The sequence below is a fragment of the Streptomyces sp. NBRC 110028 genome (assembly GCF_001417735.1).
Lineage (GTDB): Bacteria > Actinomycetota > Actinomycetes > Streptomycetales > Streptomycetaceae > Streptomyces.
The window spans coordinates 34,293-49,686 of record NZ_BBUZ01000042.1 but is presented as its reverse complement, the minus strand read 5'-3'; the positions used below and the strand labels follow the sequence as shown (position 1 = coordinate 49,686).

Annotated in this window: 11 protein-coding genes and 3 pseudogenes; 5 read left to right on the top strand and 9 right to left on the bottom strand. The window is 68.4% G+C overall.

All coding sequences use genetic code 11. The features are described from left to right. Window positions 1-2 precede the first annotated feature (2 nt). Window positions 3-1,526: a monooxygenase gene (locus ASC60_RS32005; protein ID WP_055557130.1), complete on the bottom strand. Its 1,524-nt coding sequence runs from the start codon at window positions 1,524-1,526 to the stop codon at window positions 3-5. Window positions 1,527-1,591: 65 nt separating this feature from the next. Between ASC60_RS32005 and ASC60_RS32000 the strand changes: the two genes are divergently transcribed. Further along, window positions 1,592-2,260: a TetR/AcrR family transcriptional regulator gene (locus tag ASC60_RS32000; RefSeq protein ID WP_107097227.1), complete on the top strand. Its 669-nt coding sequence runs from the start codon at window positions 1,592-1,594 to the stop codon at window positions 2,258-2,260. 842 nt (window positions 2,261-3,102) lie between these two features. Then, window positions 3,103-3,729: an ATP-binding protein gene (locus ASC60_RS31995; protein WP_267892843.1), complete on the top strand. Its 627-nt coding sequence runs from the start codon at window positions 3,103-3,105 to the stop codon at window positions 3,727-3,729. A 202-nt stretch (window positions 3,730-3,931) separates the two neighbouring features. Here ASC60_RS31995 and ASC60_RS31990 read toward each other — a convergent pair whose 3' ends face one another. The 3 genes and pseudogenes from ASC60_RS31990 to ASC60_RS31985 all read right to left on the bottom strand — a co-directional run bounded on the left by ASC60_RS31990 (window position 3,932) and on the right by ASC60_RS31985 (window position 6,317). Beyond that, entirely contained in the window at window positions 3,932-4,801 is an 870-nt protein-coding gene (locus tag ASC60_RS31990) for a TniQ family protein (protein ID WP_234357220.1), read from the bottom strand. A gap of 89 nt (window positions 4,802-4,890) precedes the next feature. After that, window positions 4,891-5,901, bottom strand: a pseudogene (locus tag ASC60_RS40070) (TniB family NTP-binding protein); the annotation flags it as partial. Continuing rightward, a complete protein-coding gene (locus ASC60_RS31985; RefSeq protein WP_159043363.1) occupies window positions 5,898-6,317 on the bottom strand; it encodes a hypothetical protein in 420 nt (139 codons plus the stop codon). The pseudogene ASC60_RS40070 and the gene ASC60_RS31985, both read right to left, overlap by 4 nt. 271 nt (window positions 6,318-6,588) lie before the next feature. Between ASC60_RS31985 and ASC60_RS31980 the strand changes: the two genes are divergently transcribed. Continuing rightward, window positions 6,589-7,074, top strand: coding sequence for a GNAT family N-acetyltransferase (locus ASC60_RS31980; RefSeq protein WP_055557122.1), 486 nt, complete (start codon window positions 6,589-6,591; stop codon window positions 7,072-7,074). A 4-nt stretch (window positions 7,075-7,078) separates the two neighbouring features. Here the strand turns inward: ASC60_RS31980 and ASC60_RS31975 are convergent. Together ASC60_RS31975 and ASC60_RS43820 are read right to left on the bottom strand one after the other, a co-directional pair. Continuing rightward, a pseudogene (locus ASC60_RS31975) lies at window positions 7,079-7,744 on the bottom strand (ExeA family protein). 140 nt (window positions 7,745-7,884) lie between these two features. Next, a complete protein-coding gene (locus ASC60_RS43820) occupies window positions 7,885-8,007 on the bottom strand; it encodes a hypothetical protein (protein WP_267892837.1) in 123 nt (40 codons plus the stop codon). Window positions 8,008-8,137: 130 nt separating this feature from the next. Here ASC60_RS43820 and ASC60_RS31970 point away from each other — a divergent pair, with 130 nt between their 5' ends. Both ASC60_RS31970 and ASC60_RS31965 read left to right on the top strand, forming a co-directional pair. Then, complete coding sequence (locus ASC60_RS31970) at window positions 8,138-9,724, top strand: ISL3 family transposase (RefSeq protein ID WP_370592995.1); 1,587 nt, start codon at window positions 8,138-8,140, stop codon at window positions 9,722-9,724. A 93-nt stretch (window positions 9,725-9,817) separates the two neighbouring features. After that, entirely contained in the window at window positions 9,818-12,124 is a 2,307-nt protein-coding gene (locus ASC60_RS31965; RefSeq protein WP_055557120.1) for an ATP-dependent RecD-like DNA helicase, read from the top strand. A gap of 710 nt (window positions 12,125-12,834) precedes the next feature. Here the strand turns inward: ASC60_RS31965 and ASC60_RS40065 are convergent. The 3 genes and pseudogenes from ASC60_RS40065 to ASC60_RS44245 all read right to left on the bottom strand — a co-directional run. Further along, window positions 12,835-14,007, bottom strand: a complete 1,173-nt coding sequence (locus ASC60_RS40065; protein ID WP_159043362.1) for a pitrilysin family protein — start codon at window positions 14,005-14,007, stop codon at window positions 12,835-12,837. Between the two features lie 98 nt (window positions 14,008-14,105). Then, entirely contained in the window at window positions 14,106-14,945 is an 840-nt protein-coding gene (locus ASC60_RS31960) for a pitrilysin family protein (RefSeq protein ID WP_055557118.1), read from the bottom strand. A gap of 71 nt (window positions 14,946-15,016) precedes the next feature. After that, window positions 15,017-15,379 (bottom strand): annotated as a pseudogene (locus tag ASC60_RS44245) (insulinase family protein); the annotation flags it as partial. Window positions 15,380-15,394 lie beyond the last annotated feature (15 nt).

The window sequence follows — 15,394 nt, the reverse complement described above, 5'->3', positions numbered from 1 at the left end:
GATCAGCTCCTTGAGGAGGGCGTACCCGCCCAGGCGGTCAGCGCCTGGACCCGCTCGTCGCGGCGCGTGGCGTGGTCGGCGGTACGGGTGGCCCACGCGACGTGGCCGTCGGGGCGTACGAGCACCTCGGTGACCCCGTCGAGGTCGGCGTGCTCGTCGTACTTATCGACGGATACGGCCGTGACCCGGGGGGCCCGGTCCGTGTCGACGGCCTCCCGCAGGGACGGGTCCTTCGCCAGAGCGAGCAGAACGAAGCGGCCCCGGGTGAGGAGTTCGTACACCCGTGTCGCCGCCGAACCGGCGGCGGTCAGTCCCACATCGGGCATACGCCGCCCCACCAGCGGGTCGGCGCCCGGGTCCGCCGGCGGGTAGTGGGTGCCGAGCGCGGAGACCTGATCGGCGAGCCGGCGGTTGACCTCCGCGATGCCCAGCAGCTGGTCGAGAAGCGACCGCAGGGCCGCGGCCGGGCGCTGGTACCCCGAGATCAGCGTCAGCTCCGCCAGCAGCGTCTGGACCTCGGTGTTCTCGGTCACCGACCGGCCGGCCGGCCGGCGCTCCGCGTCGTAACTGTCCAGCAGCCCGGGCGGGGCCCAGCCGTGCACCGCGGCGGCCAGTTTCCACCCCAGGTTCATGGCGTCCTGGAGCCCGGTGTTGAGCCCCTGGCCCGCCGCGGGGAAGTGGATGTGGGCGGCGTCGCCCGCCAGCAGGATCCGTCCCGAGCGGTAGCTCTCCGCGAGCCGCGTGGCATTGCCGAAACGCGACAGCCAGTCGGGCTCGGCGACCCCGCAGTCGGAGCCGGTGATCCGGGTGAGCGACGTACGGAACTCCTCCAGGGTGACGGGCTCCCGGGACGGGACCCGCATCCGCTCCGGATCCAGGCAGACGAACCGGGTGAGCCCGCCCTCCAGCGGCGCGACGATCACGCCACGGGCCCGTGCCGCATCGAGGGCGCCGGGCCGCGGGTCGACGACCGCGAAGTCCCCGAGTATCCCGGTCAGGGTCTCGTCGGTGCCGGGGAAGCCGATCCCTGCAGTCCGCCGTACGAGGCTGCGCCCGCCGTCGCACCCGACCGCGTACAGGGCACGTACGGTCTCGGTGCCACCGCCGGGGACGCGGGTCTCCACCTCGACCCCGTCGCCGTCCTGGCTCACGCCGAGGATCTCGTGTCCCCGGCTGATCTCCACCCCCAGCTCGTGTGCCCGCTCCTCGAGGATCGCCTCGGTGCGCGCTTGGGCCAGGAAGAGGGTGTAGCCGTGCCGGGAGTCGAGGGCACCGAAGTCTAGCTGGGTGGGCAACCCCGCGAAGTGCCAGCCCGGCACGGTCCGGCCGAGCGGGAGGAAACGGTCGAGCAGTCCCCGCTGGTCCATCAGTTCCACGCTGCGCGGGTGCAGGCTCAGCGCCCGCGAATGGCGCTGCGGTTCGGTGCGGCGCTCCAGGACCCGGGTCCGTATGCCCGCCAGTGCCAGCTCGCAGGCGAGCATCAGCCCGGTCGGGCCGGCGCCTACGACGATCACGTCGGTGTTCATCGGAGATGGCCTCCTTTATTTAGTGAACGATGTTCACGTGAACGGTGTTCAGTATAGTGGGGTCCATGAGCGCACCGTCAAGCCCGGCCAGGGGCCGCCCAGCCCGGCTCAACCAGGCCCGCACCGTCCGGACCGCCCTCGACCTGCTGAACGAGTCCGGGCTCGACGCGCTGACCATGCGTAGGCTCGCCGATGCGATGGGTGTCCAAGCCGGTGCGCTGTACCGCTACTTCGCGACTAAACAGGACCTGCTCACCGCCATGGCCGAGCACATGGTCGGCGGCGTCGCCGGCGCCACCGGCCCGGCCGGGGACGGCGACTGGAGCGAGGGAGTGGCGCGCCTGGCCCGCGCACTGCGCACGGCCCTGCTCGCCCATCGCGACGGCGCCCGCGTTTACGCCGGTACGCACTCGACCGGCCCGAACACCCTGGGCTTCGCCGACGGCCTCATCGGGGTGCTGCGTGCGGCGGGCTTCAGCGACGGTGAGGCGGCGCGGGCGCTCTACGCGGTGTCCCACTTCACCGTCGGCCACACCCTGGAGGAACAGGCCGCCCTCCGGCCGGAGGACGGGGGGCCCATCAACGCGGGGGCCCTGCACGAGGCGGTGGTGGAGGCAGGGACGTATCCGCACCTCGCCGCCACCCTGCCGGTGCTAACCAGTACGGACTTCACGGCACACTTCGAGTTCGGGCTGCGGCTGCTCCTGGACGGACTGCGTGCCGTCCGGCGGTGAGCCCGGCGGCGGTGCTCCCCGCGACGGTCTCCCTGCGTCACGAGTTCAACCTCAGTAGCAGGTTGGTTGCCTGGCTGTCATGGCTTTCGCTGTTCCTGTGTGAGGGGCTGGCGGGGTCGGGTGGGCTGGGCCGTATGACGGTTCAGGGGGTTTCGGCGGGTGGGCCGAGGCGGGATCGGCTGGTGGTGTGCCGGCCGGGGGTGCGCCGTTGGCGCGGGGTGTGGTGGTACGGCGGCTTCTTGCGGTGGATGGGGAGGAGACGCTGTCGCGGTTGCATGTGCGGATCTGCATGTGCGGATCGCGGCGGAGCTGGCGGGTGTGTCGGAGCGGACGGTGTGGCGGTGGCTGGCCGATGGGCGTCGGGGCCATGTCGACGCGCGGCCGCGGCAGGACGGGGTTTCGCTGAGTGACGCGTTGTGGGAGGTCCTCGCGGAGGCGGGCGGGAACGTCGCGGAGTTGCGGCGCAGGATGCTCCGGGCCCAGGAGGAGGGGGCGTTGGAGGGATGGGGCGCGGAGTGTGTGCCCTCGCTGCCGACGTTGCACCGCGTGATCAAGCGGGATCTGGAAGCGGGCCGGGTTCTTGAAGTGGCTCGTCCGGCTGGGGCCCGGGCCGGGCTGGAGCCGAGTCGGTATGACCGGGCACTGGCGGATTTGGGGCTCGTGGACGGGGCGGGTGGTCCGCTTGTTGTCGACGGTCCGCCCGCCGAGGTGCCGGTACCGGAGGGCACCGCGGATGCGGGGGTGCGGGGCGGCGGTGTTCGATTGTACGTGCCGGTGGCCCGGCTGGTGTCGACCCGGCAGGTGTGGTGGAGGCCGTGGGGCATACGGTCGCGGCCCGCGGGATGTGCTGCGTGTACGGGGACACGGGCCTGGGGAAGACGGTCGCCGTCGAGCAGGCTTTGCATCTCCTTCCCGGCCGGGTGCCGGTGTGGCGGACGGTGGCCGGTGTGGCGGACGGTCTGCCGCAGCTGCGGGCCTCGCTGTGTGAAGCGTTCGGGCTGCCGTCGGGGGCGCTGACGCACCGGGCCGGGCCGGCCAGCCAGGCTCTGATGCGTGCACTGGTCGAGCCGGGTGTGCTGTTTGTCGATGACGCCCAGCGTCTGACGCCGCCATTGCTGGATTATCTGCGGCAGTTGTGGGACGCGCCGGGCTGTGGGGCGGCGCTGGTGCTGTGCGGGGCCGGAAGCGAACGGGCCCTCGCTCGCGCTTCGGCACTGCGCTCACGAGTGCTGACCTGGCATCAGGTCGGGCGGCTTGAGGCGTCCCAATTGCCCCAGACGCTGACTCTGTTCCATCCCGTGTGGGCGGAGGCGGACCCGGACGACCTTGCCCGGGCGGACGGGCCCCCTCTTCCCACCGGTTCCGCTGTCTTCAGGACAACACCGGCAGCCGTCGGCTACAGCTGTGGCGTAACTGTTGCGCCTGCTTATCGATCTTGGTTGTGGCCTGTTGTTGCTCAGTTGTTCTGAGCGGTGGGTCTGTTCCGTGGGGGGAGGCTTATGCGGGGCCGTGGCGTCGGCGACGGGCGGTATGTGGGCTGAGCTGGGCGTTTATGGCTGCGCAGTGAGTTGAGCGTGGTGGCGGTTTTTGCGCAGGGTAGTTGGCGCGTCTTTTGGTACGGGAGTTGTCGGCCTGTTCTGTCAGGGCTGGGCAGCGAGGGACGTTGTTGGTTCAGCGGGTGGCGAGGCGTTGCCGGAGCAGGTCGTGGTCGGCGGGTGCGAGGCGGGGCAGGTGGAGGCGGCCGGCGAGTTGGTGGAGGAAGGCGGTCTGCTGTGTGCGTGTCAGGGGGTGCGGGGGCAGGCGGTCGAGGGCCGTGGCGAGGGTGAGGGTCTCGGGATAGGTGATCAGTTCCCGGCAGGTCAGGGCGGGCGAGGCCGGGCCTGGGGGGATGTGGGGGTTGGCGGCGGTGAGCTGGTGCAGGCGCGTTCGCCAGCGCTGGTGCAGGTGTTGGTGGTGGTCGTACCAGCGTGTGGTGATCGTCGATGCCCAGCTCAGGGAGACCGGTGTCGCCGGGTGCCGCGCGCGAAGGTGGGCTTGGGTGAGTTCGGGGACAGCTTGGATGTTGAGGGGCGCGGGGTGCCGGGGGTCGCTTGAGGCCTGTTGGTGGCGGGTGCAGATCATGATCCGGGGCAGGTGTGGCGGCGGGTGGATCCACGCGGGGGCTGCCGTGTGCGGGCTGCGGCGGATGGTGCAGGCGGTGCACGCCGGCAGCGGCTGCAGGGCGGGCTCGGCCACATGCCAGTGGGCGGTGGCGGTGTCGTGCGCACCGGTGTTGGCCGACGAGGGTGCGGGCGGGCGCAGGTGGGGTAGGGCGCGGGTGAGGTGTGTGAGGGGGATGCGTGTGAAGCCGGACAGGCGGCGGGCGGTTTCGGCGCTGAGGTGGATCTCGGCGGCGGGCGGGGCGTGCTCGGTGCCGGTGACGGTGGTTGCGAGTCCGTCGAGGAGCTGGGCGGGGCTGAGGCGGTAGGTGGCGGCGAGGCGGGTGAGGTAGGAGGCGGTGGCCTCGCCGGGCAGCGGCCGTACGTGCAGCGGGCCGGGCACGGACGGCCATATGGCGGCGGCCCGCACCGGGGGCCTGGTTGGGGCCGGGGAGGCCACCGGCTGCTGGGGCGGGTGCGGCGGCGGGTGCGGCGGCGGGTGGGGTTGCGGGGCCGGTAGTGCTCTTCGGCGATGTGGTCGAGCGCGAAGCCGTCCAAGAGTGTCTTGGCGATGCGTTCGCTGCTGTCGAGGATGGCTTCGATGGCGGCTTGGCGGATCAGGCGGGAGAGGCTGCCGATCCGTCCGGCGGTCCGCTCGTGCAGGTAGGGGGCCAGCTTCGGCAGGCTGCCCGCGCGGTGGGCGTGAAGGTCGAGGGCCTGCTCGAGGGAGGCGATCAGTTCCCGGAACGGTTCGCGCGATCCGGCGCGGGCGGGCAGCGCCCCGCAGTCGATCAGGGAGGCGCGTCCGGCCAGCTGCGCGCCGCGGACCCCGGTGAATACGGCGCTGTCGGTGACGTCGATGCCCGCGTAGACGAACGTGGCCCGCACGCGTTCGGTGAGGTCTTTGAGCCAGTCGGCAGCCTCGGAGCCGCTGGAGGTGCGCGGGTTGAGCCGGTGGATCTCGTCGATCAGCACGAGCTTGATGCCGGCCGCGGCGTAGGTGCGGCAGACGGCGGTGGTGATCTGCGTGGTGGTCATGCGGGTGGTGACGGGGATGCCGAGGTAGCGGGCGAACTCCCCGGTCAGGGTCTTGGCGGTGGCGCCGGGCGGCACCAGCACGTAGGCGACGGGCACGCTGTCGTCGCCGGGCGCGGCGCGGCGGGTGTGGGCCAGGTGGCAGGTTCGGCCCACTTCGAGCAGCGCGGTCGTCTTGCCGGTCGTGGCCGGCCCGGTAACGATCAGGGACGGGCGTGCGGTGACGCTCTGGTGGCGGCCGAGGATCATCAGGGTGCGCACACTGCGTGAGAGGGTTTCGATGGCCGGGGTGCGCACGGTGACGAACTGGGAGTGGTAGGCCAGGCGTTCTTCCGGCGAGCGGGGTGCTTGGCCCGGCTTCGGTGGTGTGGGCGGGGCGGTGGCGGCGAACCGGGCGAAGGCGTCGAAGGTGGTGACTGTCCCTGCGGATGTCTCCTCGGCGGGGGGCGTGGTGTCGGGGCTTCTCACCAGTGTTCGGCCTCCTCGAAGGCGTTGTACAGCGCGTATCGGCCTGCGGGCGGGGAGAGTTCATCGCTGTCGGCAAGATTGCCGTCAGCGTCAGCGTCAGCGTCAGGGGCGTGGGCGTCGACGGCGTCGGGACTGTCCTCGGCCTCCGCGCCGTCATCCGCCGTCTGCGGGCTCGCCGCTCCCGCCGCCGCTGGGGCGGGTGTGCCGTGGCCGGGCAGGGGGCGGGCGCGGCGCAGGACATGGTCGGCGGCCTCCGCGAGGGCGGCCTCGTGTGCCTCGCGGTCGCCGCGCCGGTTCAGGGTGGCGCGGATGTGACGCCAGATGGTCTCGCCCATGGGGGCGTGGACGTGGTCGCGGTGGATCCACGGGACCTCGTGCAGGTGCCCGTCGGGCAGGCGGATGTAGATCTGTCGCACGTCGTGTGGGTTGAGGTGGACCTCCCACTTGCCGCCGGGTTGGCCGGTGTGTTGCCCGACACTCAAAATGCCGATGACGGCGGCGTTCACGGTGCCGATGTTCTGTGACAACGACGCCCCGCCGGCGGGGTTCCAGGCGGGGCGATCGTCGGCAAGGTGTCGCTGTCGTCGGTAAGGTGCCGGTTGGTCAGTGAGTATTTGAGATCTGCAAGGTCATGCCTTGGGCGGCCTGTCGTTCGCCACCGCTCATGTGGATCATTGAGGTTCGACGATGGCGAGCCTGTGGGGGTGTTCGGTGGGGATTTCGATCCGGCCTGCGCGGCTGGACGAAGCGAGCGTTTTGACTGACCTGGCGCTTCGTTCGAAAGCGTATTGGGGGTATGACGCTCAGTTTCTTGAGTCGTGTCGTGAAGAACTCACGCTCAGAGAAGGTGAGCTCTCCGTCCGCCGAGCCACTGTGGCAGAACAGGACGGCGGCATTGTGGGCTTCACGACCTTGGAGGGCGATCCGCCGCAGGGCGTGCTGGGCATGATGTTCGTCGATCCCGGTGTCATCGGGAAGGGCGTCGGCCGTCTGCTGTTCCAGCACGCTGTTGCGACTGCTCGGAACCTGGGGTTCACCCAGTTCACCATCGACGCGGACCCGAACGCTGAGCCCTTCTATGAGGCCATGGGTGCAATGCCTGTTGGCGTTGTTCCCTCGGGATCGATCCCCGGCAGGACACTCACCCAGTTGCTGCGCAGCATCCCCGACTGAGTTTTCAGTCGACCACCTCGCTGACGGCTGCGCGAGCGGAGGCGTCGTCGACGAGGTTCTTGCCGGTAGCGAAGGCGGCGACCAGGGATTGCAGGGCGAGGTTGTTGACCGCCCGCGGGTAGCCGCGCGAGGTCGTGTGGATCAGCGAGAGTGCGTCCTCGGTGAACAGCTGGTCGGGCCGGCCGACGAGCTTGAGGTGGTGGGCGATGTAGCTGGTGGTCTCGGTGGAGGACATGCCCGGCATGGTGTAACGCAGGGCGGTCCGCTGTTCGAGGGCCGCCAGGACGGCCAGCTTCATGGTCCGCCGCAGGGTAGGCTGCCCGACCAGCAGGCAGGACAGCGGAGAGTCCTGGTCCATGCCCTGGTTCGTCATCATCCGGACGGCCTCCAGCTGCTCGTAGGACAGCAGGTGGGCCTCGTCCAGGACGAGGACGGGGGTGCGTCCGCGTTCCTCGCGTTCGGACATCAGGGCCTTGGAGGTCTGGACGGCGAGGCGGGAGCCCAGGTGGGAGGGCGTCTACCCGAAGGAGTTGACGATCTCTTCGTGGATGCCGCGGACGCCGATCACCGGGTTCGGCAGATAGATGACGGTGTACTTCGACGGGTCGAGGGCGTCGAGGCAGGTGCGGACGGAGACCGTCTTGCCGGCGCCGACTTCGCCGGTGACCACGCCGATCGACCGTTCGGAGATGCATCAGGAGATCCGGGCGACGGCCTCGTTGTGGGCCTGGTGCCGGTGGAGCATGCCGGGGCTGAGGTTACGGCCGAACGGCATCCGCTCGAAACCGTAGTGGGCCTGCAGTTTCTCGATCACGTGGCGGCTCCGGGAGGTGTGCTGGTGGAGGAGATGAAGGGGCGGCCGCTGAGGCGCTCGATGAACAGCTCGACGCTCGCGACGATCCAGTCGACGGCGGTGTCCGTGTCGGCGTACACCTGAACGTGGCTCTGGCAAGATTTTCGTAGCCGGGGATCATCTCAGTGACACGGTCGGCCGGTCCGCACAGCGGGCAGCCTGTGGCAGTGCACTATTGAACTGGCAAAGCTACTACCACAGTTGGCCAATGTGCTGGTGGTCTCGGCCGATGTCTCTGATGTTGTGGTGACGGTCCGCGCCCGCACGAGATCCGGTGTTCCAGCGGGATGCACGGGATGCGGCCAGTTCAGCGCGTGGTGCCATAGCCGCTATGTACGTCGCCTCGCCGACGTTACTCTCGCGGGCCGGCCTCTGCGCATCGACTTGTCCGTACGCCGCCTGTACTGCGAAAACCCGGCCTGCCCGAAGGTGACCTTCGCCGAGCAAGTGGCGGGGCTGACCGTGCGCTATCAGCGGCGCACACCACAGTTGCAGCGCCTGGTAGAGGCCGTCGGTGTGGTGCTGGCAGGCCGAGGCGGTTCCCGGATGCTGCGAATTTTGAACGTCACCCTCTCGCGGTGCACCGTCCTGTCCCAGCTGATGCGGGTGCCTCTTCCGCCACTGGAGACACCTCGAGTGCTGGGGGTGGACGATTTCGCGCTCTACGGCGACACCTACGGCACTCTCCTGGTCGACGCCACCACCCGGCTCCCGCTCACACTCTGGGAGGGACGCGACGCGGAACAGCTCAGCCGCTGGCTTCGCGAGCACCCCGGTGTCGAGGTCGCCTGCCGCGACGGCTCCCTCACCTTCCGGCAGGGCATCTTCGCCGGAGCCCCCGATGCCGTGCAGGTCAGCGACCGCTTCCACCTCTGGCAGGGGCTCTCCCGCCGTGTCCAGGACATCGCCTCCGCCCACCGCGGATGCCTGCCCGCAGCACTGCCCCCGGTCAGCGAGACCGATGCCGCACCGGTCGAGGAGACGAGCGAGAACACCGCCGCGGACACCCGGGCCGGGCGGCATGCCCGAAGGCTGTTCGAAGCCGTGCACGCTCTGACCCAGACCGGCCGGAGCCACAGCTCCGTGGCTCGGGAACTCGGCCTGGACCGCCGCACCGTAAGCAAGTACGCCCGAGCCCGCACCTGGCAGGAAGTGATGCGCCGCCCACCCCGCAAGCCCTCCACCCTGGACCCCTACCTCGACTACCTGCGACAACGCTGGTACGAGGGACAGCACAGCGCGAAGATCCTGCACGAGGAACTCCAGACCAAGGGCTACCTCGGCCACTACCAGCGCGTGAAAATGGCCGTCGCACCCCTGCGACGGGGCCTGCCCCTGGACGAGCCACGCGAGCGACCGCCCTCACCACGCGAAGCCGCCCGCTGGATCACCGCCCACCCGAGCCGCCGCAGCCCGCACATCAACGAGCGCCTGCCCCGCCTCCTCGACCAGTGCCCTGAACTCAGGCTCACCCACGACTTGGTCCGCCGGTTCGCCACCATGCTCGACAACCGCGACGCGACACCCTTGCCAGACTGGCTGAACGACCTCGCACACAGTGGACTGGCTCCTCTCGTCGGCCTCGCCGGAGCCCTGCGCGAAGATCGGCATGCCGTCGCCCATGGGATCACCACCCCTTACAACTCCGGGGTCAACGAAGGCCGCATTACCGATGTCAAGCTGCAGAAACGCCTGATGGCCGGTCGCGCCGGCGTCTCCCTCCTCCGCCACCGCGTCGTTCTGATCGCCCACCTCCGCCGCCGCTGTGCGGACCGGCCGACCGTGTCACTGAGATGATCTCCGGCTACGAAAATCTTGCCAGAGCCACGTTCAGGTGTACGCCGACACCACCCGCCTCACCCCGGCTCACACTATGAGAAGACACCGCCCGTGACCCCGCTGCCACCTCGCGACCGCATCGACGGAGTCGTCGACCACCTCGTCCACGTCACCTACGACCACCACACCGTGCTCCGCCTGACCAGCGCCGACGACACCCCCAGGCCCCAGACCATCACCGCGGTCGGCAAGGCACTGTTCGGCACGCAACCGGGGGAGAGCCTGTGCCTGACCGGCACCTGGATCCACCACCCCCGCTACGGGCGCCAGTTCAAGACCGAGATGTGCGAGCGAACTCTGCCCGCCACCCGGCGCGCAACCCGCCTCTACCTCGCCTCCGGACTGATCCACGGCATCGGCGAAACACTCGCCACCGCGATCGTCGACCAGTTCGGCGACCAGACCCTCCACATCATCGACACCGAACCCCACCGCCTCCTGGAAGTCCACGGCATCGGCCCCACCCGCCTGAACCGCATCACCCAGGCCTGGCACACCCAGAAGGCCATCGCCGAAATCATGGTCTTCCTCCAGGGCCTGGGCATCTCCGCCCACCTGGCCGTGAAGATCCACCAGACCTACACCGACGACGACCAAAACCCCATGGAGGTCGTCCGCCAAACCCCCTACCAGCTGTGCCGCGACATCCACGGCATCGGCTTCGAAACCGCCGACCGCATCGCCCTCGCCGTCGGCATCCCCAAACACAGCGACCAACGCCTCCAAGCAGCCCTCCTCCACACCCTCACCCAGGCCCGCGCCCGAGGCGACTGCCACCTCCCCGAACGCACCCTCCTCGCCCGCACCCGCCACCTCCTCACCGACAACGACCCTGCCACCGCCGACATCCTCGAAGACCCGATCCTGCGCCAGGCCCTGGACGCCCTCCGCGCCGACGGCGAGACCGTCATCGAAGCCCTGCCGACACCCGTCCTCGAAGACGCCGACGTCTACCACGCCGTCACCGCCGTCAGCCTCACCTCCATGTACCGCGCCGAGACCGGACTGGCCGAAGACATCCTCCGCCTGCACCACGCCCCGCCCACCCTGGCCGACCGCGCCGACTGGTCCAGCCTTTTAGCCCTAACCGCCCTCACGGGGCTGACCGAGGAGCAGCAGAAGTCTGTCCTGACCGCGCTCACCACACCGGTGTCGGTCCTGACCGGGGGACCTGGCTGCGGTAAGACCCACACCCTTCGCACTCTCGTCGCTCTCACCGAGCAAGCGGGCATCACCATCGCGCTGGCCGCCCCCACCGGCAAAGCTGCCAAGCGTATGGAGGAGGCCACCGGACATCCGGCCATGACCGTTCACCGCCTGATCCACCTCCCACCCAACCCCTCCGATCAGCCCAACGCACAGACGAGACTGGAAGCGGCAGACCTCATCGTCATCGACGAAGCCTCCATGCTCGACATCCAACTGGCCGCCCGACTCACCGCGGCCATCCGCACCGGCTGCCACCTGCTCCTGGTCGGCGACACCGACCAACTCCCCAGCGTCGGCCCCGGCCGCGTCCTGCGCGACCTCCTCGCCGTACCCGACATTCCCCGCACCCAGCTCACCCACATCTTCCGCCAAGACGATGGCAGCGCAGCCATCATCGACAACGCCCACCGCATCCTGCGCGGCCTGCCACCCCAGCCCGCCGACCGCGTCTTCGGCTGCCGACCCCTCGAAAACCCCGAGACCATCGCCGAACACGTCACAGAACTCGTCGCCACCCACATCCCGCACCACTTCAACACCGCACCCGAGGACATCCAAGTCCTGTGCCCAGCCCGGCGCCACGCCACCGGCACCCTCGCCCTCAACGCCCGCCTGCAGGCCCGCCTCAACCCACCCGCACCCGACAAACCCCAGCACCACCACGAAGGACACATCTTCCGCCTCGGCGACCGCGTCCTGCAGATCCGCAACCAGCCCCACCGCGGAACCAACGGCGTCTTCAACGGCTCCACCGGCACCATCACCGCCATCGACACCGACGCCCACCAACTCACCGTCACCCTCACCGACGGCGAACCCGTCCCCTACCTGTTCACCGACCTCGACGAACTCCTCCACGCCTACGCCCTGACCGTCCACCGATCCCAAGGCAGCGAATACCCCTACGTCATCATCCCCATGACCACCTCCGCCGGCCAACTCCTCCAACGCAACCTGCTCTACACCGCCGTCACCCGAGCACGCCAAGGCGTCATGCTCATCGGCCAGCCCTCCGCCGTCCACCAGGCCCTCGCCAACACCCACACACGCCGCCGATTCACCGCACTCGAACACCGCATCCGCCACCACACCACAGCCACCCCCCGCTCTCGCGCCATCCAAACCGTTGGACAACTTGCCTTGAGTTAGGGACCACGTCAGGCGAACCGAACGTGCCGGAAAACACTCCCGGCAAGCCACAAAGCGGCGCGTCGGCCGCTCCACTTCACACGGCTGCTGAGACACCCGGCTACGCAGGCGGGCAACCGCTCCGACACCGCCACGACCGCGGCCGCTTCATCGACGACCAACCCTTGGAACCAGCATCAGCTCAGTGGACACCACTTACAGCACATTGCTGCCCCGGTAGCCAGGGCCCACTACCGGCACACCGCTCACCATGGTGACGCGCCACCTCGCAGGGTGACGCGCCGTCGGTGGCGGTTGCCGAGTGCCCGCGCGGACGCAGCACAGGAGGAGCTCGACACCGGCGTCGCGCTGCAAACCCAGCTAGGGCAGTCCGACGCCGGGGGCAGAGCCATGCCGCAGCTCTCGAAAGTGCGGGCGTCGCCGACCCGAGGGCATCCTGGACGATCCGCGGTGGGGGAGTGGCGCGGCGACCAAGCTCACGAGTGGAGCGCCGCCCGATCTCTGTGAACGATGCCAGGGCCGGGCGGATCCTGCCTGCGCCCTGGCATCGGAGTTAGCCGATCATCTTGCGGAGTCCCACGGTGCTGGCTCTGTGAGGGGCAGATCGATGGAAACCGCGGTGGGTACGGTTCCTCGGAGAGGGCGATGCCGCGCCACTGGGTTACCACGAGGGCAGCATTCACCAAACTCGGAAGTCAGTGGCACAACCATCACGATGTGACCGGTCCCACCGTCGCTCCGGCTGCCCTGTCGGGATGCAGCCAATCTTGCGCCACCTGTAGGACTTGGGCAGGGGTGACGGCACGCAGGTTGCCGGGCCAGTTCCACAGCCAGTCGTACGGCAGGCCGAGCGACTGGACGTGAGTGAGCATGGCAGCTAAACCACTTTGCGAAGCGAGGGACGCAGCTAGTGTGCCGCAGGCATGGGCCACCACGCGACGCAGTTCGGCATCCGGTACTCGTTCGGTTCGCAGCCGTTCGACCTCCTCCATGAGGATCTGCTCGGCGGCCTGGCGGTGGCGCGTAGGAACGTCGATGTTCACTTCGAGTAAGGAGTATGCGGCATAGTGGTGAAAGTTGCTCCAGGGCGAGTAGCTCCAGCGGAGGGATTCCCGGAAGCGTTGCATGAGGCGCGCACCGTATCCGCCGCCGAGAACCAGATGGGCTGCGTAGAGGGCCGCGTGCTCAGCGGCGGAGCGACCAGGAACCGCCCAAGCCGCTCTGACACATGTGCTTTCGCCCCCTCCAACGTTGATCCGCTGCCACCGTCCGGATGCACGCAAAGACTCCGGTGTGCTGCACTGCGCTGTCATATCGGTGTCGGTCTTGGTGAGGGCAGTGGTGAAATCGGTCAGTGCGGACATCGCCGAGTGGGCATCGATTGAGCCCACCGCTGTGAAGCACGCGCGGCGCATGTCCAGGGCAGTGATCAGTCGCTCACCGTTCAGGAGCTGTACGGCGAGCTCTGTATCGGAGTGGGTTAGCGATGGAGCGAAGTCTGCTGCCTGGTTGTTGCTCAGCATCCGACGGACTGCGGCTGCAGCTACTGCGCTGTGATCATATTGATCCTCTGCCGCACGGGCGGTGATGACCTCGGCATGCCTGGCGAGCCCGTCCGGGTCACCGGTCGCGTGAGCCATGGTCTCGGAGAGGTGGCATAGTAAGCCGGTCCAACCGTCTGTGAGGCAGGTCAGCGTCCAGAGCAGTCCCTGGTTGTGCGGGACTATTCGGAAGCGTCCGCCCTGTCGGGCAACGGCGAGGGCCAGACCGCCACGCGCGCTGTCGAGCGTCGGCAAGGCTTCAGACACAAGGCCCGCGCGTGCTGACACTGACTCAACTGTGCCGGGGCCGGGGATCAGTGGTGTAAAGCCGCTGATCTCCACAAGAGGGACCTCTCCGTAGCGTACGGAGGTGAGGGACTGTGCGAGTGCTGGCTGACTAGTGACGAGAGATGCTAGAGGAATGGTGGGGACACCTGTGATCACTGCTTTTCCTCCAGGGTGAGTACGGCGACATGCTGTTGGGCGAGGAAAGATGCAGCCGCACGCACTTCGTCAGGCGTGATCGTCAAGATTTGGGCTGGAAGATTCAGAGCTGTCTCGCAGGTGCCGTGCAGCAGTTCCACCGCGCCTAAGAGCAATAGACGTCCTAGCGTCTGATCCTGCGCACGCCACATCTGGGCGGCGGTGCGCCGGGCCGTGTGGTTCACTTCGTCTTGAGTCGGACCGGCCTGGGCGATGGCGGTCAACTCGTCGCGTATCTCGGCGACCAACTGGTCGGCGGTGAGGGTGCTGGAGTGCAGGGCTTCCACGATCCATGGCAACGGGGCTCTGCCACCGAAGGGATTGGCGAACAGGCCTACGTAGCTTCCCAGATCTGTTACTCCGGTTGACGGGCCGAGCCGGCGATCCAGGCGGCCCAGCGGATCGTCGACGAGGTTGTCGGCGAGCATGGTCGTGGCAAGCAGCTCGCGGGTCAGGCCGGTGGCTGAAGGCGCGCGGAAGGCGATGGCCGTAGCCGGATGTGGCGCGTGCGGGTCGTGTCGGCGCAGCAGGCGATCCTCGGTCAGATCGGGTTCGGCCGTGAGGACTGGTCCAGCGCTTGCGAGTGGCTTGTCAATGCCTGCGAACGCTTCGTAGATCTGCTCGACGACATACGCACGGTCGAAAGATCCACTGACGGTGAGCAGTGCGTTCGCAGGTGCATAGAAGTCTTGCAGAAAGCTGTCCAGATCTTGGTGAGAGATGGTTTCCACACGGTCGGCTCCGTAGCCGTTGTGCGCGTTCTCCGGTGCACGGAAGGCCACCTCCGAGATCCACATCCAGGGGAACCCTCCGAACGGCTGGCCATCGATGTTGGCTCGAACTTCATCCTTGACAATTTGATTTCTCTTTCTAAGGCATCGCGTGGCACTGTTGTGACAGCCATTCGTTCCGCTTCGAGCCGGAGCAGTGCCTGGATCTCAGATGTGGGCAGCAGTCCGTAGTAGTTCGTGTAGTCCGCCTGGGTAGTCGCGTTCATCATGCCGCCGACCCGGAGTACGCCATCGACCTGCGACTTCGGTAACCCGTCCCACAGCACATGCTCGAACAGATGCGCGATGCCATTGCAGTCCCTGGGCTCCGTGCGGAATCCGACGTCATAGTGGACGGCCACGCCGGCCAAACCGTGTGCGTCGTACGGGTCCAATAGCACTCGTAGACCGTTGTCAAGCTTCAGCCTCTCGATTTCGCTACTCACGGTGTTCGCCTCCATCAGGCTTCAGGCCAA